General features: G+C 71.7%; 20 protein-coding genes, 1 pseudogene and 1 riboswitch. Of the genes and pseudogenes, 12 read left to right on the plus strand and 9 right to left on the minus strand.

Translation table 11 applies throughout. The features are described 5' to 3' along the window. Positions 1–47: 47 nt before the first annotated feature. Positions 48–1,007 (plus strand): nucleoside hydrolase, encoded by a 960-nt coding sequence (locus NW895_RS36625; protein WP_289941205.1) that lies wholly within the window; start codon positions 48–50, stop codon positions 1,005–1,007. Here NW895_RS36625 and NW895_RS36630 read toward each other — a convergent pair. After that, positions 1,004–2,104 (minus strand): HoxN/HupN/NixA family nickel/cobalt transporter, encoded by a 1,101-nt coding sequence (locus NW895_RS36630; protein WP_289941206.1) that lies wholly within the window; start codon positions 2,102–2,104, stop codon positions 1,004–1,006. The genes NW895_RS36625 and NW895_RS36630 overlap by 4 nt on opposite strands. Positions 2,105–2,131: 27 nt before the next feature. Beyond that, a riboswitch (cobalamin riboswitch) is annotated at positions 2,132–2,323 on the minus strand. A 70-nt stretch (positions 2,324–2,393) separates the two neighbouring features. Further along, a complete protein-coding gene (locus NW895_RS36635) occupies positions 2,394–3,059 on the minus strand; it encodes a formylglycine-generating enzyme family protein (RefSeq protein WP_289941207.1) in 666 nt (221 codons plus the stop codon). Between the two features lie 108 nt (positions 3,060–3,167). Here NW895_RS36635 and NW895_RS36640 point away from each other — a divergent pair, with 108 nt between their 5' ends. Continuing rightward, positions 3,168–4,046, plus strand: coding sequence for an AraC family transcriptional regulator (locus NW895_RS36640; RefSeq protein WP_289941208.1), 879 nt, complete (start codon positions 3,168–3,170; stop codon positions 4,044–4,046). 424 nt (positions 4,047–4,470) lie between these two features. On the opposite strand, the gene NW895_RS36645 is transcribed toward NW895_RS36640, so the two are convergent. After that, a complete protein-coding gene (locus tag NW895_RS36645; RefSeq protein ID WP_289941209.1) occupies positions 4,471–5,412 on the minus strand; it encodes an LAETG motif-containing sortase-dependent surface protein in 942 nt (313 codons plus the stop codon). A 364-nt stretch (positions 5,413–5,776) separates the two neighbouring features. Between NW895_RS36645 and NW895_RS36650 the strand changes: the two genes are divergently transcribed. Then, complete coding sequence (locus tag NW895_RS36650; RefSeq protein ID WP_289941210.1) at positions 5,777–7,465, plus strand: glycoside hydrolase family 13 protein; 1,689 nt, start codon at positions 5,777–5,779, stop codon at positions 7,463–7,465. A 96-nt stretch (positions 7,466–7,561) separates the two neighbouring features. Here NW895_RS36650 and NW895_RS36655 read toward each other — a convergent pair whose 3' ends face one another. Then, complete coding sequence (locus NW895_RS36655) at positions 7,562–7,942, minus strand: hypothetical protein (RefSeq protein ID WP_289941211.1); 381 nt, start codon at positions 7,940–7,942, stop codon at positions 7,562–7,564. Between the two features lie 189 nt (positions 7,943–8,131). On the opposite strand from NW895_RS36655, the gene NW895_RS36660 reads away from it, so the two are divergent. The 4 genes from NW895_RS36660 to NW895_RS36675 are packed head-to-tail and all read left to right on the plus strand — an operon-like array spanning position 8,132 to position 11,706. After that, entirely contained in the window at positions 8,132–8,440 is a 309-nt protein-coding gene (locus NW895_RS36660; protein ID WP_289941212.1) for a J domain-containing protein, read from the plus strand. Positions 8,441–8,467: 27 nt separating this feature from the next. After that, on the plus strand, positions 8,468–10,333 hold the full coding sequence (gene dnaK / locus NW895_RS36665; RefSeq protein ID WP_289941213.1) for a molecular chaperone DnaK: 1,866 nt from the start codon (positions 8,468–8,470) through the stop codon (positions 10,331–10,333). Between the two features lie 2 nt (positions 10,334–10,335). Beyond that, entirely contained in the window at positions 10,336–10,875 is a 540-nt protein-coding gene (grpE, locus tag NW895_RS36670) for a nucleotide exchange factor GrpE (RefSeq protein ID WP_289941214.1), read from the plus strand. Between the two features lie 30 nt (positions 10,876–10,905). Continuing rightward, positions 10,906–11,706 (plus strand): Ig-like domain-containing protein, encoded by an 801-nt coding sequence (locus NW895_RS36675; protein WP_289941215.1) that lies wholly within the window; start codon positions 10,906–10,908, stop codon positions 11,704–11,706. On the opposite strand, the gene NW895_RS36680 is transcribed toward NW895_RS36675, so the two are convergent. Together NW895_RS36680 and NW895_RS36685 are read right to left on the minus strand one after the other, a co-directional pair. Next, positions 11,700–12,209, minus strand: a complete 510-nt coding sequence (locus tag NW895_RS36680) for a hypothetical protein (RefSeq protein ID WP_289941216.1) — start codon at positions 12,207–12,209, stop codon at positions 11,700–11,702. The two genes, NW895_RS36675 and NW895_RS36680, sit on opposite strands and share 7 nt — an antisense overlap. A gap of 28 nt (positions 12,210–12,237) precedes the next feature. Next, positions 12,238–12,612, minus strand: coding sequence for a DUF6479 family protein (locus NW895_RS36685; protein ID WP_289941217.1), 375 nt, complete (start codon positions 12,610–12,612; stop codon positions 12,238–12,240). 130 nt (positions 12,613–12,742) lie between these two features. Between NW895_RS36685 and NW895_RS36690 the strand changes: the two are divergent. After that, positions 12,743–13,238: pseudogene (locus NW895_RS36690) on the plus strand (hypothetical protein); the annotation flags it as partial. Between the two features lie 123 nt (positions 13,239–13,361). After that, positions 13,362–14,975 (plus strand): right-handed parallel beta-helix repeat-containing protein, encoded by a 1,614-nt coding sequence (locus NW895_RS36695; protein ID WP_289941218.1) that lies wholly within the window; start codon positions 13,362–13,364, stop codon positions 14,973–14,975. Positions 14,976–14,994: 19 nt separating this feature from the next. Here the strand turns inward: NW895_RS36695 and NW895_RS36700 are convergent, their stop codons facing one another. After that, positions 14,995–15,849 carry a hypothetical protein gene (locus tag NW895_RS36700; RefSeq protein WP_289941219.1) on the minus strand — a complete coding sequence of 285 codons (855 nt, stop codon included), beginning with the start codon at positions 15,847–15,849 and terminating at the stop codon, positions 14,995–14,997. A gap of 248 nt (positions 15,850–16,097) precedes the next feature. Between NW895_RS36700 and NW895_RS36705 the strand changes: the two genes are divergently transcribed. Beyond that, on the plus strand, positions 16,098–17,813 hold the full coding sequence (locus tag NW895_RS36705; protein WP_289941220.1) for a lysyl oxidase family protein: 1,716 nt from the start codon (positions 16,098–16,100) through the stop codon (positions 17,811–17,813). Positions 17,814–17,907: 94 nt separating this feature from the next. Here NW895_RS36705 and NW895_RS36710 read toward each other — a convergent pair whose 3' ends face one another. Then, positions 17,908–18,564, minus strand: a complete 657-nt coding sequence (locus tag NW895_RS36710; RefSeq protein WP_289941221.1) for a response regulator transcription factor — start codon at positions 18,562–18,564, stop codon at positions 17,908–17,910. 466 nt (positions 18,565–19,030) lie between these two features. After that, on the minus strand, positions 19,031–20,557 hold the full coding sequence (locus NW895_RS36715; RefSeq protein ID WP_289941222.1) for an aldehyde dehydrogenase (NADP(+)): 1,527 nt from the start codon (positions 20,555–20,557) through the stop codon (positions 19,031–19,033). A gap of 332 nt (positions 20,558–20,889) precedes the next feature. On the opposite strand from NW895_RS36715, the gene NW895_RS36720 reads away from it, so the two are divergent. After that, entirely contained in the window at positions 20,890–22,404 is a 1,515-nt protein-coding gene (locus tag NW895_RS36720; protein WP_289941318.1) for an FAD-dependent oxidoreductase, read from the plus strand. A gap of 326 nt (positions 22,405–22,730) precedes the next feature. Continuing rightward, positions 22,731–24,065, plus strand: a complete 1,335-nt coding sequence (locus tag NW895_RS36725) for an O-acetylhomoserine aminocarboxypropyltransferase/cysteine synthase family protein (protein WP_289941223.1) — start codon at positions 22,731–22,733, stop codon at positions 24,063–24,065. The last annotated feature ends 8 nt before the right edge of the window (positions 24,066–24,073 follow it).

The following is a 24,073-nucleotide window of genomic DNA, read 5'->3' on the forward strand; positions in this document are numbered from 1 at the left end:
ATAGCCGTCGCAGCTGCCGTGTGTGCCCGGTGGAAGGAGTCCTCGCCGTGACGACCGACCAGCCCATCCCGGTGATCATCGACTGTGACACGGGCATCGACGACGCTCTGGCCCTGCTGTTCGCGGTCCGTCACCCGGGCCTCGACGTGCGCGCGATCACCTGTGTGGCCGGGAACACCGGCGTGGACGGGGTCGTACGGAACACCCTGACCGTGCTGGAGCAGGCCGGCGCCCCGGGCATTCCCGTCGCGCGGGGCGCCGAGCGCCCGCTGATCGAGTCCGTCCGCAGGGCCCCCGTGCACGGCCACGACGGCATGGGTGACCTCGGCCTGCCCGCGCCGACCCGCACGCCGGTCGACGTGGACGCGGTGACGCTGCTGCGCCGCGAGATCCTCGCGTCGCCGCGTCCGGTGACCCTGATCCCCACCGCGCCCCTGACCAACATCGCGCTTCTCCTCCGCACGCACCCGGAGGTGGTGGGCAACATCGAGCGGATCGTGTTCATGGGCGGCGCGGTGGCCACCGGGAACGCCACGCCGGTCGCCGAGTTCAACGTGTGGCACGACCCGGAGGCGGCGGCGATCCTGCTCACCGCCGGGGTGCCGATCACGATGTACGGGCTGGACGTGTTCCAGCGGGTCGTGGTCCCCGGGGCGGACGTACGCCGGCTGCGCGCGAGCGCCGAGCCGGGCACCCGCCTCGCCGGTGAACTGCTCGCCCACCGCGGTCCGGTCACCGACGAGACCGACCCCGGCGGCGGCCTCGGCGACGCGGGCGCGGTCTGCTCGGTCGCCGACCCGGAGGGCCTGACCACCCACCGCCTGCCCGTCGAGGTCAGCCTGGCCCCCGGCCCCACCCGAGGCCAGACGATCGTCGACCGCCGCGCCCGCCCCGGCGAGTCGGAGATCCACGACGGGACGCGTGAACAGCCGCTGGTGGACGTGGCGTTGGACGTGGACGTGGAGCGGTACGTGAAGCTGTGGCTGACGGCGGTGGAGGGCGTCTAGTCGGCCTCGGCGGCGCGCACCGCCCACCGCTGCTCCACCTTCGCCAGCCGCCAGTACGCGACGGCCGCCGCCCACACCACCACGAACAGGCCGACGATGAGGTAACCGACGCTGTCGAGGTCGATGGAGGCGATCCAGCCGGTGACGGAGTCGTTCAGGGCGAGCTTCTCGTGCAGGACGCCGACGAGTTCGATGGTGCCGATGAAGAAGGCGACGGCGATGGACAGGCCGGTGATGGTGAGGTTGTAGAAGACCTTGCGGACGGGGTGCGAGAACGCCCAGTGGTAGGCGAAGTTCATGAAGGTGCCGTCGAGGGTGTCGAACAGGCTCATGCCGGCGGCGAAGAGCAGCGGCAGGCACAGGATCGCGTACCAGGGCAGGCCGGCCGCCGCTCCGGATCCGGCCATCACCATCAGTGTGACCTCGGTGGCGGTGTCGAAGCCGAGGCCGAAGACGAAGCCGAGCGGGAACATCTGGCCGGGCCGGGAGATGGACTTGGTCAGCCGCCCGAGGATGCGGTTCATCAAGCCGCGGGAGTCCAGGTGCCGTTCGAGCTGCCGCTCGTCGTACGTGCCCGCCCGCATGGCCCGGAAGACACGCAGGATGCCGACGAGCGCGACGAGGTTGAGGGCGGCGATGAGGTAGAGGAACGTGCCGGAGACGGTCGTGCCGATGAGGCCGAGCGTCTGGTGCGTACGGGACTCGTCGTCCATGAGCGTGCCGGCGAGCTGTGTGCCTCCGGTCACCAGCGCGGCCATCACCACGACCACACTTGAGTGCCCCAGCGCGAACCAGAACCCCACCGACACCGGCCGCTTGCCGTCCGCCATCAGCTTGCGGGTGGTGTTGTCGATCGCGGCGATGTGGTCGGCGTCGAAGGCGTGCCGCATGCCGAGGGTGTAGGCGGTGATGCCGAGCCCGATGCCGAAGGCCTTGTCGCCGACCTCGTAGTGTCCGGGGACGACGAGCAGGAACAGCACCCCGAAGGCCACGACGTGCAGGGCGGCGATGACCGCCATCAGTCCCGCGGTCCTGACGGTGTCCTCGCGCCGCCAGCGGAAGGACGCAGGGGCAGACTCAGGCTCGGGCAGGTTCATCCGGTCACGCTCCAGCACCTCGTGGATCACTTCGTGAGATGCCGTGGCCGGTCTCCTGGCTTACGGGTTCCTGCGTGCCCGGCCCGCCTTCCCGGCCGTCGTGCGACGGCCAGTGGCTGTCCCGCACGGGACGGTGGGCCGGGAACTCCCCGATCACAGTGGCGAGGGCCGCGTCGACCTTGCATCGACTTCCCGAGCACCACGGCCCGCCCACGGTAGGCCTGCGGCCGTGCTCCTGCATAGCTGCGCATCCGCGCAGGTAGGAAAGATCACATACGGGCGGCACCGTTCACCGGCGAATGATCCGGAAGCCCACGTCGTCGATCCGGAAGGCCGGGTGGCTGCGGCGCCGCACCGAGGCCCGGCAGCTCCAGTGCGCGTCGGACCAGCCGCCGCCGCGGAGTACCCGGTAGGTGCCGTACACCTCGGCGTCGTAGATGTCCCAGCACCAGTCCCAGGCGTTGCCCAGCATGTCGTACAGGCCCCAGGCGTTGGGCTGCTTGCCGCCGACGGGGTGGATGCGTCCGCCCGAGTTGCCCTGGTACCAGGCGATCTCGTCGAGCGTTCCGTACCGGGGGCCGGTGGTGCCGGCACGGCAGGCGTGCTCCCACTCGGCCTCGGCCGGGAGCCGGTATCCGTCGGCGGAGGCGTCCCATTCGGCCGTCTCGTCATCGGCGTGGAGACGGTAGGCGGGTGTCAGTGCCTCGCGTTCGGACAACGCGTTGCAGAACCGGACCGCGTCCCACCACGAGACCCCCTCGACGGGCAGCAGGTCGCCCTGGGCGGTACTCGGCCGCCGACCGGTGACCTCCGCGTACAGCGACTGGGTGACCTGGCACGCCGACATCCGGAACGGCGCGACCTCGACCGGCCAGCTGCGCTGCGTCCGCCGGTCCGACAGCGTCACCCGCCCCGGGGGAACCGCGACCATCTCGTTGCGTAAGCCTGTGCCCATGACGGAACCCTACGGGGATCTCGTACCCGACCGGACCGGGCACAGGATGTCGGGTCCGCAAGGGTGGGGCCTTCCTACCGTGAGGGAGCGAAAGGGAAGGAGGCCGGGGTGCTGGAGCGGCTGAACCAGGCCATGGAGCACATCGAGCGCCACCTTGATCGGCGGATCGAGGCGGCCGACCTGGCGCGGATCGTGGTGACTTCGGAGTACCACTTCCGGAGGCTGTTCTCGGCGCTGGCGGGGATGCCGCTGTCGGAGTACGTCCGGCGCAGGCGGCTCACGATCGCCGGTGCCGAGGTGCTGGCCGGGGAGCGGACGCTGCTGGAGATCGCGGTGCGGTACGGCTACACGTCGGGGGAGGCGTTCGCGCGTGCGTTCCGTGCCATGCACGGCGTCGGTCCCGGCGAGGCCAGGCGGTCCGGTGCGCGTCTGCAGTCCCAGCCACGGCTGTCCTTCCGCCTCACCGTCGAAGGGAGCAGCAGTATGCGATACCGGGTCGTGGAGAAGGACGAGTTCCGTGTGGTCGGCAGGAAGGTGCGCGTCCCCCTCGTGCACGAGGGGGTGAACCCGGCCATCGCCGACTTCATCCGGGGCATCGGCCGGGAGACGCTGCAGCGCATGGAGAGCCTGTCCGACCAGGAGCCGCAAGGGATCGTGGGGGTGAGTGAGAACCTCGACCCGAGTCGGGCGGAGGGAACCGAACTGGACTACTACCACGGGGTGGTGACCCGGGCCGCCGTGCCCGAGGACCTGGACGCGCTCACCGTGCCGGCCGGGACGTGGGCCGTCTTCGAGAACTCCGGGCCGTTTCCGCAGGCGCTCCAGTACCTGTGGCGGGACGTGTTCACCCAGTGGTTCCCGTCCAATCCGTACCGGAGCCGGCCGGGCCCCGAGATCCTGCGGACCCGGCTGTCCCAGGACGCCGCACAGGCGGACGCGGAACTGTGGATCCCGGTGGAGCGGACCGCCGTGATCAGCGGGGAATGAGAGTCGCCCGGGAACGGGGTGGCGACTGGAGGGTCACGACGTGATACGCCAGGCGACCATCCCGGAGGAGTCCTTCGCCGCGTCGACATCAATCGTGAGAGGGCCGGACGTTCCCGTGATGCGTCGGCGGTCCAAGGTGCCCGCGGCGTCGAGGGCCGCAGTCGCTTGATCTCCCAGCTCCTGCTCATGGGGCTCGTCCAAAACGCCGGGCGTCGGCGTTGCCTTTTCCGTGGCGGGGGCGTCGGGGGAGTCCTTCCCGGACGTACAACCGCTCAGGAGCGCTGAAGCAAGACAGCAGGCGATCAGTCCTGCGGGCAAGGCCCTCATACGGCACCTCGGCATTCGGCTACCCCAAAGCGTCCGCACCCGCCCTGCCGAGTCCGGGAGGACTTCGGCAGGGCGGGGTTCTGTCGTCGGATCGGGGTCAGGCGCCCGTCGCGTTCCGCTTCGCCGCGCGGCGGCGGGTCACGAGCATCATCGCCGCGCCGCCCGCCAGGAGCACCGCCGCGCCGATCGCGATCGGGCCGGTGGCGCTGTTGGCGCCGGTCTCCGCGAGGTCGCCGCCGCCACCGTTCGGGGTGGGGGCCGGGGCGGTGGTGGACTCCGACTCCGAGGGGGTCGGGGTCGGGGCGTCGGTCGACGGGGTCTCGGAGGCGGGCGGCTCGGTCGTCGCCGGGGGCGTCGTCTCCTCGTCCGGGGTGGACGGCTCCGGGGACGTCGGGGTCGCCGGCGGGGTCGTCGGGGGCTGGGACTCGGTGGTCGTGCAGTCCTTCGTGCCGCCGTTCCAGGGCGCGATCAGCTTGTCCTTGATGACCGGGCGGTCCGGGCCCTTGGGCAGCTCACCGTGCTGGAAGCCGTCGTTCGCGTCGAGCTTGCCGTCGAACTTCATCGCGCCGCGGTACAGGTCGATCTGCGCGAAGCAGCCGGCGTCGGGCACCGCGATGTCCAGGGACTCGGTCTGGCCGGGCTTGACCGTGACCGTGTCGAAGTCGACGAAGACCTGCTCGCCGGAGGTGTCGAAGCTGGCGCCGTGGGCGAGGTAGGAGGCGAGGGAGGCGGTGCACGTCGTCGCGTCGCCGGCCGTGCGGACCTTGATGTGGACCTTGCCGTCCTCGGTCGGCTTCAGGTTCTGGTCGTCGACCTTGACGGAGTCGTAGAAGTTCGTGCCGTCGAGCGAGAACTGGCAGCGGTCGGTCTCGGTGACCGTGCCGGCGCCGGTGCCCGGCTGGTAGCGGCCGCCGGACTCCCAGCCGTCGCCGCCCGGCGTACCGGCCCAGGCGGAGGTGACGGTCAGGGCACTGAGCGTGAGGGTCGCGGCGCCCGTCCCCAGCAGGTGGCGCAGGGTGACACGTCTCGCTATGGACATGCGGATCCCATCTTGGCGTGTGCATGACCCCAATGCGGCGTCAGGTCGGCACGGAACGCGCGCCGGCCGCACCGGGGGTGAGTGGTCTGAGAAACACTGCGCTCATTGGTCACATGAGCCACAGCGTGATCCCATGGTCGTACTGGCGCGTAACCCTGTCAACCTGCGAGAACGCAGGGGCAGTTCAAGAGTCATCACGATTCCGTCACACAAGGAATGCTGCGCTCCGCGCGCTTGCCCGTGTGCGCGTTCCCGGTGATATTCCCGGTGATTTTCACGGTGATTTTCACGGTGATGTGGACAGAATGTCCTGCTGACGTCCGTATGCACGCACCGCACCGCCGCAGCGCTCAGAGGAGGCCGCGTGACCGTACGCACCGCCACGCCCCGTCCCACGCCTCACTCCGCCCCCGACCTGTCGTCCCGCGATCCGAACTGGTGGCGGCAGGCCGTCATCTACCAGATCTATCCGCGCAGCTTCGCCGACGCCGACGGAGACGGGCTCGGCGATCTGCGGGGCGCCGTCCAGCGCCTGACCCATCTCGCCGCCCTGGGCGTCGACGCCCTGTGGCTGAGCCCCTTCTACCCGTCCGAACTGGCCGACGGCGGCTACGACGTCGAGGACTACCGGGACGTCGACCCGCGCCTGGGCACGCTCGACGACTTCGACGCCCTCGTCGCCGAGGCCCACCGGCTGGGCCTGAAGGTGCTCGTCGACCTCGTGCCCAACCACACCTCGCACCGGCACGCGTGGTTCCGGGAGGCCCTGCGGGCCGGGCCCGGGTCCGCCGCCCGCGACCGTTACGTGTTCCGCGACGGCCGCGGCCCGCACGGGGAGCTGCCGCCCACCGACTGGCAGTCCGTCTTCGGCGGCAGCGCCTGGCGGCGCGTGCCCGACGGGCAGTGGTACCTGCACCTGTTCACGCCCGAACAGCCCGACCTGAACTGGGAGAACGAGGAGGTCCGCGCCGACTTCCGGACCACGCTCAGGTTCTGGTCCGACCGCGGGGTCGACGGCTTCCGCGTCGACGTCGCGCACGCCCTCGCCAAGGACCTGAGCGAGCCGCTGCGCGACCTGGGCGCCCCCGAGCTCAGCCGCGAGGACGCGCTCCCCCTGTTCCCGCCCGGCACGCACCCCTTCTACGACCGCGACGAGGTGCACGAGATCTACCGCGACTGGCGCAAGGTCCTCGACGCCTACAGCCCGCCCCGCATGGCGGTCGCCGAGGCCTGGGTGCCGGGCGCCCGGCGCGTGCTCTACGCACGTCCGGACGAGCTGGGCCAGGCCTTCAACTTCGAGTACCTGCTGGCGGGCTGGGACGCCGAGGAGCTGCGGCGGATCATCACCGGCTCGCTGGCGGACGCGCGGGCGGCCGGGGCGTCGGCGACCTGGGTGCTGTCCAACCACGACGTCGTCCGCCACGCCTCCCGCCTGATGCTCCCGCCGGGCACGGACGAGAACGCCTGGCTGCTGTCCGGCGGCCGCGCGCCGGCGATCGACGAGGCGGCCGGGCTGCGCCGGGCCCGCGCCGCCACGCTGCTGATGCTGGCGCTGCCCGGATCGGCGTACGTCTACCAGGGCGAGGAGCTCGGGCTGCCCGAGGTGGCCGACCTGCCCGTCGAGGTCCTCCAGGACCCGATCTGGGAGCAGACCGGGCGGGTCCGCAAGGGCCGCGACGGATGCCGGGTGCCGTTGCCGTGGACGACGACCGGACCGTCGTACGGCTTCGGGGCGGGTGCCGCCTGGCTGCCGCAGCCGGAGAGCTTCGCCGGGTACGCCGTTCAGGCCCAGGACGGCGTGGAGGGCTCCACCCTGGAGCTGTACCGCACGGCCCTCAGGCTGCGCCGCAAGCTGCTCGACGGGGAGTCGCTGACCTGGGCCGACGATGCCCCGGCCGGGGTGCTGCAGTTCGACCGCTCCGACGGCTGGCGGTGTGTCGCCAACCTGTCGGACACGGTCGTCTCCCTGCCGGCGGGCGAGGTGCTGGTGAGCAGCGCCCCGCTGGAGGACGGGCGGCTCGGACCGGACACGACGGTGTGGCTGGCGCTGTAGGGCCCGTCACCCGGTGGGCAGGGCCGGCGGGCCTATGGCGTCCTGGGCCGTTCGGGCTACGGCGATCGTGCGCTCCGTTACGCCGGCCAAGCGGCCTCAGGAGACCTGGCCCGCCTCACGCGGCGCCCCCGGCTGCGGCTGCGGGTGCCCGCCGGCCTCCAGCAGCGGGGCCGTGTGGCGTTCGGGACGGTGCAGGCCCTCCGCCGGCACGCGGCTGCGGGGTGCCTCGGGGGCGCCGGGCAGGGGGACGGGGCGGCGCGCCACGAGGCGGCCGACCCAGCGCCGCCCGCACTGTCCGCAGGGCGGTGCTCCCTGCGGGGTGTAGGGGGACGGGACGGCGGTGTTGTCCCGGTAGAAGTACTCCCACTCGTCCCCGCGGCCGTCCAGGTAGCGCTGGACGTCGTAGTCGACGCTCCAGCGGTGCCAGCACGCACCACAGGTGAACTCGACTCGTTCGACGGCCAGTTCGGTGATCACTGCGGCACACCTCCGTTCGGGCGGGCGGGGACGGGTCGGCGCTTTGCCTTGTTCACTCTTCTTTCTGGCTATACCTCGCGATTTCGACCTTGACAAGAGGCCGCTCAAGTTTTATTCAGACTGATAGGCAAGTTGAAGTGGAAACCGCAGCTCACGGCGGCCTGAGGGGCGCCGAGGAGGTGGCCGGAGATGCAGGCACCGGACCTGTATGCGGTACTGGGGGTGGAGCCCTCGGCACCGGCCGAGGCGATCACCTCGGCGTTCCGCCGCCGGGTGCGGGAGCTGCGTCCCGACACCAGGGTCGACGCCGTCACCGCGGAGCGGTTCGGGAGGGTGCTGGCGGCGTACCGGACCCTCCGCGAGCCCGGGCCGCGGGCGGCGTACGACCGTGAGCGCGCCCGCACCTCGGTGCGCCCGGTACGCCGCGGCCGGGTGTCCGGGACCCCGACGGCGCCCGGCCCGCCGCTGCGGGCCGGCCCGGTCCGTTGGGTCCCGTAGGCACCAGTACGAGGAGGGAGAACCCAGATGGCGCGCTCGGTCGGTATCGATCTCGGGACGACGAACTCGGTGGTCTCGGTCCTTGAGGGTGGCGAGCCCACCGTCATCACCAACACGGAGGGCGCCCGGACCACCCCGTCGGTCGTGGCCTTCGCGAAGAACGGCGAGGTGCTGGTCGGCGAGGTCGCGAAAAGGCAGGCCGTGACGAACGTCGAGCGCACCGCGCGCTCCGTCAAGCGGCACATGGGCGAGCACGCCTGGCGCTTCCCCGACAAGGGCGAGATCGACGGCAAGCGGTACACCGCCCAGGAGATCTCCGCGCGGGTGCTGCAGAAGCTGAAGCGGGACGCGGAGGCCTATCTCGGCGAGGACGTCACCGACGCCGTGATCACCGTGCCCGCCTACTTCGACGACGCCCAGCGGCAGGCGACCAAGGAGGCGGGCGAGATCGCCGGCCTCAACGTCCTCAGGATCATCAACGAGCCGACGGCGGCGGCGCTGGCGTACGGGCTCGACAAGGAGAACGACCAGACGGTGCTGGTCTTCGACCTCGGCGGCGGCACCTTCGACGTCTCGCTGCTGGAGATGGGCGAGGGCGTCATCGAGGTGAAGGCCACCAACGGCGACACGCACCTCGGCGGCGACGACTGGGACCAGAAGATCGCCGACCACCTCATCACGCAGTTCAAGAACAACTACGGCGTGGACCTGAGCAAGGACAAGATGGCCGTGCAGCGGCTGCGGGAGGCCGCCGAGAAGGCCAAGATCGAGCTGTCCAGCTCGTCGGAGACGACCATCAACCTGCCGTACATCACGGCCTCCGCCGAGGGCCCGCTGCACCTGGAGGAGAAGCTCACCCGCGCCCAGTTCCAGCAGCTGACGAGCGAGCTGCTGGAGCGCTGCAAGGGGCCGTTCCACCAGGCGATCAAGGACGCCGGGATCAAGCTGTCCGACATCGACCACGTCGTCCTCGTCGGCGGCTCGACGCGCATGCCGGCCGTGACCGAGCTGGTGAAGGAGCTGACCGGCAAGGACCCGCACAAGGGCGTCAACCCGGACGAGGTCGTCGCCGTCGGCGCCTCCCTGCAGGCCGGTGTCCTCAAGGGCGAGGTCAAGGACGTCCTGCTGCTCGACGTCACCCCGCTGTCCCTCGGCATCGAGACCAAGGGCGGCATCATGACCAAGCTGATCGAGCGCAACACCACGATCCCGACCAAGCGCTCGGAGATCTTCACCACGGCCGAGGACAACCAGCCGTCGGTGCAGATCCAGGTCTACCAGGGCGAACGGGAGATCGCCGCCTACAACAAGAAGCTCGGCATGTTCGAGCTGACCGGTCTGCCGCCGGCGCCGCGCGGCATTCCGCAGATCGAGGTCTCCTTCGACATCGACGCCAACGGCATCATGCACGTCTCCGCCAAGGACCTCGGCACCGGCCGGGAACAGCGGATGACGGTGACCGGCGGCTCCGCCCTCCCCAAGAACGACATCGACCGCATGGTCCGCGAGGCCGAGCAGCATGCCGAGGAGGACCGCAGGAGGCGCGAGGCCGCCGAGACCAGGAACCAGGCCGAACAGCTCGTGTACCAGACCGAGAAGCTCCTCAGGGACAACCCGGACAAGGTGCCGGGCGAGGTGAAGAGCGAGGTCGAAGGGGCGCTCGCCGACCTGAAGGAACAGCTCAAGGGTCAGGACACGACGGCGATCCGGCAGGCCACGGAACGTGTCGCCCAGGCCGCGCAGAAGATCGGTACGGCGATGTACGAGCAGGCGAGGACCGAGGAACCCCCGCGTACGCCGGGCGAGTCGGCCGAGTCGGCCGGGTCCGGGGCGGACGAGGACGTGGTGGACGCCGAGATCGTCGACGACGACAAGGCCGACAAGGCGGGCTGACCATGGACCGCCGTCCGCAGCAGAGCACCGAGGAACTGCGTCGCCTGCTGCAGGAGCGCACTGCCGACCTGCAGCGGGTGAAGGCCGAGTACGACAACTACCGCAAGCGGGTGCGGCGCGACCGGCTCGCCGTGCGGCAGATCGCGGTGGCCAACGTGCTCACCGCCCTTCTGCCGGTGGTCGACGCCGTCGACCGCGCCCGCGCCCACGAGCCGCTCACACCGGGGCTGAAGGACATCACCGACACGCTGGAGAGCCAGGCGGGCGCACTGGGGCTGGTGGCCTTCGGGGAGGTGGGCGAGCCCTTCGACCCGAACCGCCACGAGGCCCTCACCCACCACGTCAGCGAGGACTCCGACCGGCTCGTCTGCACGGCGATCCTCCGCCCCGGCTACCGCCTCGGCGACCAGCTGCTGCGCCCGGCCACGGTGGAGGTCACCGGCCCGCCTCCACCGCCGCGCACGCGGAACGCCGGGCCCCGTACGGCCCACCAGCACATGCTCCCCGTGCGGGCGGACCGGAAGAATCGCTCCCAGGTGTGACCGACGTCCGCACAGGGAGCCCCGCCGACGATGAGCAGGTCCAGGAAGACAGCGACAGCGGTGCGGGCGGCCATGGGCTGGACGGCCGTCGCGGGCTTCACGCTCGCGTCGCCCGGACCTGCGGCGGTGGCGGACTCCCGGGACGCACGGGATTCCCGCGCCCTGCGGGCACCTGCCGTCACCATCGTCCCCGGAGGGGAGGGGATCCTCGCGGTGGCGGGCTACACGGGACCGCGCCTCGGTGCCGGGTCCGTGCTGACGCTGACGGCGCCCGGCGGGAGCACGGTGACGGGCACACCGCTCGGCGCACGCGAGTACCGGGGCGCCGTCGCGGCCGACGGCGGCAGCGGTACGTACACCTTCACCGGCCCCTCGGCCGGGCGGCCGTGGCAGGGCCGTGGCTTCCCCTTCGTCCTGGCGGTGCCCGCGGACGCCGTACCCGGCACGCGGCTGCCCGGCTGTGCGCTGCGCCTCAGCGACGCGGAGGGCCGACGGCAGGCGAGGGGCACGTGCAGCGTGACCGTGGGCATGCCCGGACCCACCCTGACCCGGCCCGAGTCCGGAGTGCCGCTGCACGCCCGTCCGGAGATCTCCGGCACGGCCTACCCGGGCGCCCGGATCACCGTCCGTGACAAGGACGACCGCACGGTGTGCACCACGACCGCCGCCGCCGACGGCACCTGGACGTGCACCCCCCGACCGGCCTTCCCGGCCGGCGCCAACCGTCTCCAGGCGACGGCCGGGCTGAACGGGGTGAGCGCGACGAGCGAGCAGATCCGCATCACGGTGCGGCCCCGCACGGTCGGGGCCCCGGACCGACGGCGTCAGTAGCGCACCGCCCGGGCGACCACCGTGTTCACCTCGTCACCCGGCAGATCGTGCGTGCTGCGGGCGGTGGCCCGGCCGGACTCCCCGGCCGGTACGTCCTTCAGGGTGACGACGACGACGTCGATCAGCTGGTCGCCGGCGTCGGTGAAGTCGACCTGGACGGCGAAGGACTTCGCCGAGTCGGCGGTGTTGCGCGCGGTGACCTCGACCGTGGTCCGCCCGTCGGAAGCGGTCGCCGGGGTGCCGAGCCGCACGTCGTCCTTGGCGTCGACGCCGTTCTTGATCTCGTTCAGCTGACGCCCCGCCTCCGCCGTCGCCGACGCCAGCGCCTCCGCGGCCTGGGAGGCCAGCGAGGTGGCGGCCTCCGAGGCCTCCGAGGCCGCCGACCGGGCCACGTCCCCCACCGGGTTGTCGTCGTCGGAACAGCCGGCCAGCGCGGTCGCCAGCACCGCCGCGACCGCTGTCAGCGCCGCACCTGTCGTCCGGCGCGCCCGGTGAACGGCCATCTCGCCTCCAGTAGGTGGGTCAGGACACTCAGACGTGCCCCAGGCCTCCGCTGCCGAAGCCGCCGCTGGAGCCGGGCAGCCAGCGTCGTCGGTGCTGGTCCTTTCCGGTGCGGGTGTTCGTGTTGTGGAGCTGGTACGGCATGAGCCGCTCCCGCCCGTCCGCCGAGACCGGCACTTCGTCCGGCTCCCGCATCTCCCGGATCTCGTGGACCGGGCCGGTGTCGGGAAGCTTCGGCTGCTCCTCGGGACCGGGGTGGCCGGTGTCCTGCTCCATGACCCGCATGCCCACGCGTACGGCCCAGATCAGCGCGCCGGCCACGACCAGCCCGCCGATGAAGGCCGCCGTCATGTTGAGCGCGTGCTGCCCCGACGCGGCCAGAAGTTCATACGTCGCCGTACTCATGTTCCGATTATCGCCGACAGAATGCGAAGAAGCGCCCGGAAGGGGAGGAAATAAAGGCATCCAGGGCGGCCTTCCGCTCCCTGTGTGACGGTGCGCGCCGGCTCCCTCCTCGGTCGGTGGGGGGCCCGGGTCCGCCACGGCACAGCCGGCTGAGGCCGCCGACAACTGGAACCCGCCGGCGAACCTGGTCCAGCCACTGAACGAGGTCCGGCGGCACGTCGAGTCGACCTATCCCGACCCCTACGGCTTCCGCAACTACGGCTGGGACCAGGTCATGGCCAACAAGGGAAGCATCAACTACTGCGTGCGCTGGGAGTCCGACACCCCGGTCACCGCCGCCCTGCGTCCCCGTCAATATCGTCGGCTGGGCCGTGAAGAACCGCTCGACCCTGCAGTGGACCGACAACTCCGTCGACATCCACACCGGCATCCTCGACGGCGGCGGCTCGCCGCAGTGCGCCCCCGACTGCGGCCGCTTCTTCCACCAGGACGGCAACTACTCCAGGTGCCCCGGCGGCGCGGCCCGCCACTACGACCAGTCCCTGTGGCTGACCAAGGGCTTCCAGGGCGGCGTCGGCGGCGACTGGGGCCAGCGCGTGGGCCAGGAGTACTTCACGAACGCCCTGAACCAGGTTGGCGTCACGTGAAGAGCCGCTACGGCCTCTGACGGCCGTGACCACGAGCGGTGCGGGCGGCCGGCGACGGGGTACCCGGCGGGGACCGAGGAGCCCGAGGTGAGGAGTGCCGGCATGTCCCTGCCGCTGACCGTCGACGCCCGTGAGTACGGCCTGGTCGGGGACGGCACGGCCAATGACCAGCCGGCGCTGCAGAAGCTGGTGGACGCCCTCGGCGAGGCCTGTGCCGCGGACGGCCGTCCCCGTACCGTCCACGTCCCCGCCGGCCGCTACGTCATCCAGGACCAGCCCGTGCTGTGGCGCAGCGGCGTCTCCCTGATCGGCGCCGGGCGGGGCACCACCTGCTTCACGCTGTGCAACCCCGGCGCCCCCACGACTCCGGTGCCGCTGGCCTGGTTCACCGCCGCCCAGCACGGCGCCGGCCGGGACAACCACCTCGCCGACCTCACCTTCGCCCACTTCGAGGTCGACGGCTCACGGGCGCGGACACAGGAGTACGACCCTCTCGCCAAGGGCCTCGGCCTGCAGTACGTGCTCCGCGGCCGCTTCAGCGACCTGTACATCCATGACACCGCCGCGACCGGCTTCGGCTGCGACTTCCTTCAGGACACGGTCGTCGAGGGCGTGCTGGCCGAGCGGTGCGGGGCGCAGGACCCCGGCGAGAAGATGGGCGGCGCGGGCATCGGGATCGGCATCGGCGGCTGGGGCATGGTCGAACGCCTGACGATCACCGCCTGCACGGCGACCGGCAACGGCACCAACGGCATCTTCGTGGAGCTCCAGCAGGAGAACTGGCCGCCGCCCCGTGGCATCCGCATCACCGCCTGCCACGCCGAGGACAACCGCTTCGGCATCTCCGACTGGGGCGCCGACGGCCTGCTGGTGACCTCCTCGACGATGCTCGGCAACCACCAGGCCGGGTTCGACGTGTCCTCGCAGGGCACCTCCGGCGTCGGCGGCCGGGGCGGCATCGTCACCGGCTGCGTCATCGACGGCAACGTCCGCGACGGCATCGGGCTCGGCAACACGCCCGGTCCCTACGCCTTCCGCGGCAACCGCATCAGCAACAACGGCCGGTACGGCTACTGGCAGCACAACCTCGCCGAGGGGGACCAGGAAGCGGCCACGGACATCGTCCTGGAGTCCAACGACATCCGGGACAACGCCCTGGACGGCGTTCGCATCGACGCTCCCCTGCGGGAGCCGGCGATCCTGGGCAACCGCATCCGCAACAACGGCCGCCGCGGCGCACCGGCGACGCGGGGCGGCGGCGAGGGTGTCCACTGCACGCCTCTGACGCTGACCGACGAGAACGCCGACTGGGCCCCGGACTCGCACCGCGGCAAGCGGCTGACGGTGGGAGCGCAGACGGCCCTGGTCGCCTTCAACACCGAGACCGAGCTGGCCCTGGTCCCGGTCCGCCCCGGCGCGGACACCGCCTGGCCCGACGGCACCCCCGCCCCGGGCTCCGCCTACCACCTGCCCGACGCCCCGGCCCCCCGGGCCGGTGTCACGGCGGCGGCCACCGTCAGCCATCCCCACCTGGCCGGCAACCGCGTCCGGGACGACCAGCAGCCCAGGACCCAGACTCACGCCCTGTGGCTCACCGAGGACGCCACCTGGACGGGCGGCCGGGTGTCGGACAACGACTTCAGCGGCAACGCGTCGACGGCGACACGCTTCGACACACCACCGACGGGTGGGTGGTGGCGGGACAACGACGGGTGAGCCGGGTGCAGCCGCTGCGTCAGCCCAGGCACAGCACCAGAACGCAGACCTGCGCCGGTGCGGTCGCCGCCGGGGTGGGGCTGGACTCGCCCGTGCCCGAAGAGGTTCCCGAGGACGTTCCCGAGGAGGTGTCGTTGCCGGCGGCGGCCGGCGGCGGGGACGTCTGCTGGGTCGTCGTCGTACCCGAATCGGTGCCGGAACCGGTGCCGGTGCCGCTGCCGCTGGTACCGGTGCGGGCGGAGGACTGTCCGCCGGCCGTGGTCCGGGACGGTGCGGTGGGGGTCGTCGTGGGGCGAGGTGTGGCGGCGGTGTCCGTGTGCGTGTCCGGGGATGTGGCCGCGTGCCCGCGGCGCCGGGTGTCCGCCCCGGGTGACCGGGCGGGGTGCGTGGGGGTGGACCAGTCGGCGTCCTGGCGGGCCGACGTCGGGTGGGTGCGCTGCTCCGTGGGACGTTCCGCGGAGCCCATGCCCGTGACGTCCGGTGCCGAGGAGGCCTGGGTCCGGTCGGGCGAGTGACGGTCCAGGGAGGCGAACGTCAGGCCGCCGCCGACGAGGGCGACGGCGGTCGCCACCACGGCCCGGCGCTGGTTCTTCTTCCAGCGGGCCCGCTGGCGGCGCCGCGCCGCACGCCCCTCCGGCGCGGGGAGGGCGCTCGCCTCGTGCGCGGACGGGCCGGTCCGCGGGGTCTCGTCCGGGTCCGTCGCCGGGGGCTCCCAGGCCGGCGCCCCAGCGGTCGCCGCCGTACCCGTCATGGCCCGGCCCGGAACGGCGTGGCCGTCGACGACGCCCGGGGCGATGTCGGGAGCGTAGGCACCGCACCCCGGGCACACCAGGGCGCCGTTGAGGTGCCGACGACACGTGGAGCAGTAATCCATCTGTTGTCTTCCTGGTGTTGACAACGCACAGGGGAGCGATTGGCGAGAACGGTAGCGAGGCTTTCGCAAGACCGTGTGCGTGCCTTGTGACACTCCTGCGGGGATTCTCGGGGGAGGTCCGGTTGCCGTTCTGCTCTCCTTCCTCTCTTTTCTTCCGTGCGAGACAACCTCGACAGCGCTTTCACCAATCTCACAGGTTGCTCACAGACCTGACCATGGCACTCGAAGACGAGGAACCGATGAGACCGATGACCAGTCAGGAAAAAAGCAGCCGCTTACACCGGGCGGCGCTCGCGGCGGGAGCCGCGCTCACCGTCGTCGTCACCGTGTCCGGAGCCGCACCGGGCGCCGGGGCGGCCCAGGCGAAAGCGTCCGCCGGAAAGCCGAAGCTGAAGCTGGTGGCCGCGTCGAACTCCGTGACCCTCGACCGCTGGAAGGACGAGCCCGGCGTCCAGCTGGATCTCGGCACGTACCTCACGGTCGACGACGCGCCCCTGGAGTTCAAGGTGACCAGGAAGTCCTACAAGGACCCTGTCGTCGCCCAGCAGATCCTCCGCGACGGCAAGGGCACCCGCGCCAAGACCCTGCCCGCCGGTCTGGTGAAGGACTTCTCCGGCCTGACCGGCTTCCTCGACGTGTCCATCACGAACGCGGCCGGTGAGGAGGTGGCGAAGACCAGCCAGGCGTTCTGCCCGAACAACGCCTCCGGACGGCTCCGCCCGGACGCCCCGGCGACCTCGCACTATCCGCAGAGCTGCCCCACCAACCCCTTCACCCTGGGCTCGGTGTGGGGAGTCGAGAAGGGCTGGGCGGCCAACACCAGCAACGTCGACTACAGCTACCAGCCGGTGGACCTGCCGGCGGGCGAGTACACGGCCAAGGTGTCGGTGGCCAAGAAGTACCGCGACCTGTTCACCATTCCCGACGACCGGCCGACCATCAAGGTGACGGTGCGGGAGCGCGACTGGGACGAGGGCGGCGCGGGCCTGGCCGCCCGGCGGTCCTCCACCCGGCACGCCGGCGGCCACGGCGGCCACGGCGGGCACTCCGGCCACCAGGCCGCCGGGCAGGGAGCGCACTCCTCCCACCACTACGGCCCCCGAGGCGCCGACGTCCCCGTCCCGCCCGCCTTCCCCCACGCGCTCGCCGACCGCGGCATGACCCCGCACCTCGGTGACGGCCCCGGGCACACCGACGGCTCCCGCGTCGCGCCCGCGCTGAAGCCCGCCGCCAAGCGGCCCACCGGCAAGGCGGGCGCCCCGGCGAACACCCCCAAGCCCGACCTGCGGTCGCTGCCCGCCTGGGACATCGCCATCACCGACGGCGAGGACGGGGACGTACCGGGCAAGGACTACCTCGCCTTCAGCGCGAACGTCTGGAACGCGGGCCCCGCGCCGCTCGTCGTGGACGGCTTCCGCAGCCCCGGCAAGGACCTGATGGACGCGTACCAGTACTTCTACGACGCGAAGGGCAAGCAGGTCGGGTACACGCCCACCGGAACCATGGAGTGGGACCCGCGGGAGGGCCACGAGCACTGGCACTTCACGGACTTCGCCAGCTACCGCCTGCTGAGCGAGGACCAGACCAAGGAGGTGCGCAGCGGCAAGGAGGCGTTCTGCCTGGCCAACACCGACGCCATCGACTACACGGTGAAGAACGCCAACTGGCACCCGGAGAACACCGACCTGTCGACCGCGTGCGGTCAGCAGAACTCGATCTCCGTCCGCGAGGTCCTCGACGTCGGCTCCGGTGACACGTACACCCAGTACCGTCCCGGCCAGTCCTTCGACATCACCGACCTGCCCAACGGCACGTACTACATCCAGGTGATCGCCAACCCGGAGAAGCGGCTCCAGGAGACGAACACCGACAACAACGTCGCCCTGCGCAAGGTCGTCCTGGGCGGTGAGCCGGGTGCCCGGACCGTGACCGTCCCGCCGCACGAGCTGATCGACGCGAAGTAAGGAGCCCCGCACCGACGGGGTGGAGACCACGCCATCCCCGGGCCCGCGCGGGCCCGGGGATGGCTGTCCGCTGCTCAGGCGTGCGGGGACCCGGTCACCCGGCCCGAAGGGGATCGGCGTCGAGCCCTCGTGTCAACTGCCCGGACGCCACAGCCCCGGGCGTGGCCACGAGGTGCTCGCGTACGGCGATGGCCGCCGCCTGTGTGCGGTTGGGGCAGTTCATCTTGGCGAGGATGTTGGCCACCAGCCGCTTCACGCCGTGCTCCGAGATCCTGAGCCGGCGCGCGATCAGTTTGTTGCTGAGTCCCTCCACCAGGAGCAGCAGCGTCTCCCGTTCGCGGGGGGTGAGCGCGGCGATGCGCTCGCGGTGGCTGACGGACGAGGCCGCGGGCCGTTTGAGCAGGGCGTGCGAGAAGGCGAGCGGCATGGGGAAGCCGCCGGTGCGCACCTGGGCCAGCGCCAGGGTGAGGCTGTCGGAGGTCAGCTCGTGTTTCAGCAGGATGCCGTGGGCCGTGACGCCGCGGACGGAGTCGGGGTCGGAGGCCATACGGTCGTCCAGGAGGAGCAGCACCTTCGCGCCCGCCGCGCTCGCGCGGCCCGCGGTCTCGCGGGCCCACTCCTCGCGGGGGCAGGACAGCAGCAGGATGTCCACATCCGCGAAGTCGATGGCGGCGGCCGCGTGCGGCTCGTACGCGTAGTCGTGGACGGACGCGATGCCGGGTGTCTGCGCGAGGAGGCTGCGGACCCCCATGCGGAGCACTTCGCTTCGGGTGAGTAATGCCACGCGGTGAGCGGCTGTGAGCATGCTGCGTCCCCCCTGGAACATCGACGCCCTGGTCGGCCGGACGGTCGACGCTGACCGTGCAACAGCGGTGGCTCGGACCGAGTGGGCGGGCCGGCGAACTCGTAGCGCGCCGGAAATCAGTGTGACGTCGAGGAGGGGGGCGCGCAAGCGCTTTCTGTCCGAGAGCCGCCTTGATCTGTCCGGGGATCGTGTGTGAGGGGTCGCCCACCGTTGCGAAAAGCCCGGGCCACGGGCGTGCGGCGCGGTGTCCGGCGGGGGCTGATGCCGGGGGCGAGGTGGTGGGAGGTCGGGGGCCGGGGTGGTGGGGAGGCGGGGGCCAGGGGCTGCGGGCATCGCGGGGAGTTGGGGGGGGACCATCACGTGTCCGCAGCCGTGGGAACCGCGCCCCACCCGGCTCAGGTGAAAGGACCCCTCAGCCCAGTACCCCGTCCACCCGGCGCGGAATGCCCAGCGGATTGGCCTCGCGGAGCTCCGGCGGCAGCAGGGTGTCGGGTACGGACTGGTAGCAGACGGGGCGGAGGAACCGGCGGATGGCGGCGGCGCCGACCGAGGTGTGCTCGGCGGAGGTCGTGGCGGGGTAGGGCCCGCCGTGGTGTGTGGCCCAGCCGACGACGACGCCCGTGGTGAACCCGTTCCAGACGATCCGGCCGCAGGTGCGGCCGAGCCGGGCCAGCAGCCGCCCGGCCAGGTCCGACTCGCCGTCGGTGGAGTGGATCGCGGCGGACAGCTGACCGCCGAGCACCCCGGCCACCTCCTCCAGTTCGGAGACGTCCTGGTACTCGGCGACGACGGCGAACGGGCCGAAGCACTCCTCCAGGAGCGGGGAGTCTCCGGTCAGCAGACGCTTGGCGTCGACGGTGACCAGGGCCGGGCTCACCGTCCGCCCGTCGTCCCCGGCGGACCCGCCGACGGCGGCCGTGCGCACCCCGGGCAGCGTCGAGAGCCGCTCGACGCCCTGCTGGAACATCGCGCGGATGCCGTCGTTCAGCAGCCAGGAGGGAGCGAGCTCGGCCACCCCGCGGGCGACCTCCTCGCGCAGCGCCGCCCCGTCGTCACCGGCGGGGACGAGCAGCAGGCCCGGCTTGGTGCACACCTGGCCGTGCCCGAAGGAGAAGGACTGCACGAAGCCCCGGCCGACGGCCTCCGCCCGCTGCCGTGCCGCACCGGGCGTGACGAGGATCGGGTTGAGGCTGCTCAGCTCGCCGTGGAAGGGGATCGGCTCGGGCCGCGAGGCGGCCAGGTCGTGCAGATGCCGCCCGCCCGTGAGAGAGCCGGTGAAGGCGACGGCCCGGATGCGCGGGTCGAGGACCAGCTCCCGGCCCGCCTCGAAACCCCAGACCAGCCCCAGCGTGCCCACCGGTGCGCCCACCGCCGCCACGGCTCTGGTCGCCGCCCGGAACGCCGCCAGGGAGGTGGCCGGGTGGGAGGGATGGGCCTTGACGACGACGGGGCAGCCCGCGGCCAGGGCCGACGCGGTGTCGCCGCCCGCGACGGAGAACGCCAGGGGGAAGTTGCTGGAGCCGAAGACGGCGACCGGGCCGAAGGACAGCAGCACGCGCCGCATGTCCGGCCGCTCCGGGCCGGCCGGGCTCGCCGCGGCGGCGTGGTCGATCACCGCGTCGAGGTACGAGCCCTCCCGCAGCACCTCGGCGAAGAAGCGCAACTGACCGCAGGTACGGGCGAGTTCGCCGCGCAACCGGTCCGCGCCGAGCGCGGTCTCCCGGTCGGCGACACCCACCAGTGCCTCACCGTCCGACTGCAATTCGGCCGCGATCGCCTCCAGCAGCTCCGCCCGCCCGGCCGGCCCCATCCGGTCCAGTCCGGCCGTGGCCTCGGCGGCGACCGCGCACACCCGCGAGACCTCCGCGGCGTCGGAGTCCGACGCGACCATCTCCACCGTCAGCCCGGTACGCGGGTCCATGGAGTAGACCTCACTCATCGCCGCTTCCCTCTCTCGTGTCCGCTCTCGTGCCGCACGCCGCCTGAGTGGTCTCGGTCGACTCGGCCTCCCCCGAGCCTCATGGAGCGGACCGCGTTCGGGGAGATCCGCCCGACCGCTCCGTCGGAGTAGCCGGTCGGCTACTGCCCGATCGGGCACGCCGGGCGAGCGGTCGGGCGGCCATTCCGTGTGCCCGCCGGGCCACGGAGGCTTTCTGCCGTCACACAGCGACACATGAGTTGGAGGCGGCTGTGGCGGATTCGTACGGCAGCAGACGCAGCTTTCTGCGGTCGGTGGGCGCCCTGGGCGGCGCCGGGGCACTGTGGGCGACGATGGGTGCCCTCGGTCTCGCGCCCGACGCCCGGGCCGCCGGGTCCCCCTCGGCGTATGTGCCGCCGCGCGCGGGCGATTTCACCGGGGGACGCCGTCCGGCACGTGTGGTGATCCTGGGCGCGGGCGTGGCGGGCCTGACGACGGCGTACGAACTGGGCAAGGCGGGCTACGACTGCCGGATCCTGGAGGCCAAGTCCCGCCCGGGCGGCCGTAACTGGACGGTGCGCGGGGGTACCCGGGAGCGGGAGTCCGGCGGCGTCACGCAGCGCGCGCGGTTCGCCTCGGGGCAGTACCTGAACGCGGGCCCCGCGCGTATCGCGCAGCACATGATCACGCTCGACTACTGCCGTGAACTCGGCGTGGCCATCGAGCCGTTCGCCAACAAGAACGCCGACGCCTACGTCTATCTGGACAAGATCGGAACGCCGCTGCGGCACCGCACCGTGCAGGCCGACACCTACGGTTACGTGTCGGAGCTGCTGGCGAAGGCGGCCGACCGCGGCGCGCTCGACAAGGAGCTGTCCGCCGAGGACCGTGAGCGGCTGCTGACGTTCGTCGAGGACTTCGGTCAGATCGGCGGACGCGAGGACGGCTGGGCGTACCGCGGCGGTACGCGGCGCGGTTACCGCACGCCTCCCGGGGCCGCCGGCGACACCGGCGAGCGCTACGGAGCGCCGCCGTCGCTGGAGGACGTCTTCGCCCGGGCCAGTGGCCGGTACATCTCGTTCGAGTTCGACTACGACCAGGCGATGATGATGTTCCAGCCGGTGGGCGGCATGGACCGCATCGTGCGGGCCTTCGTGGACCGGATCGGCGAACGGCGCATCACCTACGGGGCCGTGGCCGGGGAGATCCGCGACCGCGGCACGGGCGTCGAGGTGCGCTACAAGGGCGCGGACGGCCGGGAGCACGTCGAGCGGGCCGACTTCTGCGTGGCCGCGCTGCCGCCGCACGTGCTGGCGCGGACCGCGCACAACCTCGGGGCCGGGGTGGGCTCGGCGCTGCGGGTGCCGCGCCCGCTCGCGGTCGGCAAGCTGGGCCTGGAGTACCGGCGCCGGTGGTGGGAGGAGGACCACCGTATCTACGGCGGCATCACCGAGACGGACCTGCCGCTCACCCACGTCTGGTACCCCTCCCACGGTTTCCACTCCGAGCGCGGGATCGTGGTCGGCTACTACCACTACCGCGACGACGCCGTGGCGTTCGGCCAGCTGCCGCCCGCCGAGCGCATCCGGCGGGCCGTCGCCCTGGGGGAGCGCATCCACGGCCCCGCCTACCGGCGCGAGCTCGACTCCGGCTTCGCCGTGGCCTGGCACCGGATCGAGCACATCGAGGCCGGCTGGATCGAGTGGCCGGAGAACTCGGGCGCCGCGTACGAGCTGCTCAACCAGCCCTCGGGCCGGGTCTATCTGGCCGGTGACTGGCTCACCCAGTACATCGGCTGGCAGGCCGGGGCCATCAGTTCCGCCCGCCGCGCGGTGTCGCTGCTGCACGCACGGGCCGTGGGCGCATGAACCGGCCATCCTTCGCCCGCCGGTGCATGGCGCGTTTCGGGTGCTGGTTGCGGCGGGTCAACCGGCGCCTGGAGGAGCTTTACCAGTCCATGACATACCTTTGACCGGCCCGCCCGCTTTCCTGACGCCCCGTCATAGCTGCGAGGAGAGGGTCCGTTTTCGGCCACCGCGGGATGGTCGCCGAGAAATCGAGGCCGGATCCATTCCCCTGGATCGTAGAATCCAAGAATCGTTCAACAATCCCTGGATTCCGCGGGTCCTGCCCTGCGCAGCACAGCTGAACCACAGCCACGCTGATCCACACGTTTCGAAGGGACCCTCCTGTCGTGCTGACCAACGACGAAGAAGAGCTGTTCAACCAGCGCGGGTACTCCCGGCGCGAGTCGGCGACCATCCAGGGCGGCCGGCACGTCCGGATGGGTGTCAACCCGCCGCTCATCACGCCCATCTACATGACGGCCGCCTACGAGTTCCCGAACGCCGACATGGCGGCCGGGCTCTTCGGCCTCGAAGGCAACGGGCACGCCTACACACGGCTGGGCAACCCCACGCTCAACGTCCTGGAAGAGCGCATGACCCAGATAGACGGCGGAGTCCAGGGCCTCGCCACCGCCTCGGGGCACGCGGCGGTGACGCTCGCGATCCTCAACCTCGTCGAGGCCGGCGACAACATCGTCTCCTCCAACGAGCTCTTCGGCGGCATCTGGAGCCTGCTGGGAGCCACGCTGCGGCGGCTCGGAGTCGAGACCCGGTTCGTCAGCCCGGCCGACCCGAAGAACTTCGAGCGGGCGACCGACGACCGCACCCGGCTGTACTTCGGCGAGACCCTGCCCAACCCGCGGCTGAGGATCTTCCCCATCAGCGAGGTCGCCGAGATCGGTGAGCGCTACGGCATCCCGCTCATCATGGACAACACCCTCCAGCCCTTCACCTGCCGCCCGTTCGACCACGGCGCCGCCGTCTCGGTCTACTCGGGCACCAAGTACCTCGGCGGCCACGGCTCGGCGATCGGCGGCATCATCGTCGACAGCGGCACCTTCGACTGGGACAACTCCCCCCGCCACCCGCAGATGACCCAGCCCGACCCCGCGTACGGCAACGTCGTGTGGGGCGAGGAGTGCAAGAAGGTCCCCGACACCCGCGGCCGCAGCAGCTACCTGTTCAAGGCCCGCGAGACCCTGCTGCGCGACCTCGGCCTGTGCATGAGCCCCTTCAACGCCTTCCTCATCCTCCAGGGCATCGAGACACTGCCGCTGCGCATGCCCGCGCACTCCGCGAACGCCCTCGCGGTCGCCGAGTTCCTCAACGAGCACCCCAAGGTCGAGCTGGTCCGTCACCCCAGCCTGGCCGAGGGCACCGAGGCCGAACAGGTCAAGCGGTACCTGGGCGGTGAGTACGGCCCGATGGTCATGGTCGAGCTGAAGGGCGGGCGCCAGGCCGGAGCCCGGTTCATCGAGGCGCTCAAGCTGTTCTCGCACGTCACCAACGTCGGCGACGTACGCTCCCTCGCCACCCACCCCGCCTCCACGACCCACGCCCACCTGCCCGAGAAGGACCTGCTCGGCGCCGGCATCACCCAGGGCTCGGTCCGTCTCGCGGTCGGCCTGGAGCACGCGGACGACCTCGTCCACGACCTGGAGCAGGCGCTGGCCGCCGTATAGCCGCAGCA

Source organism: Streptomyces sp. S.PNR 29, assembly GCF_030386795.1.
In the GTDB taxonomy this organism is placed as follows: domain Bacteria; phylum Actinomycetota; class Actinomycetes; order Streptomycetales; family Streptomycetaceae; genus Streptomyces.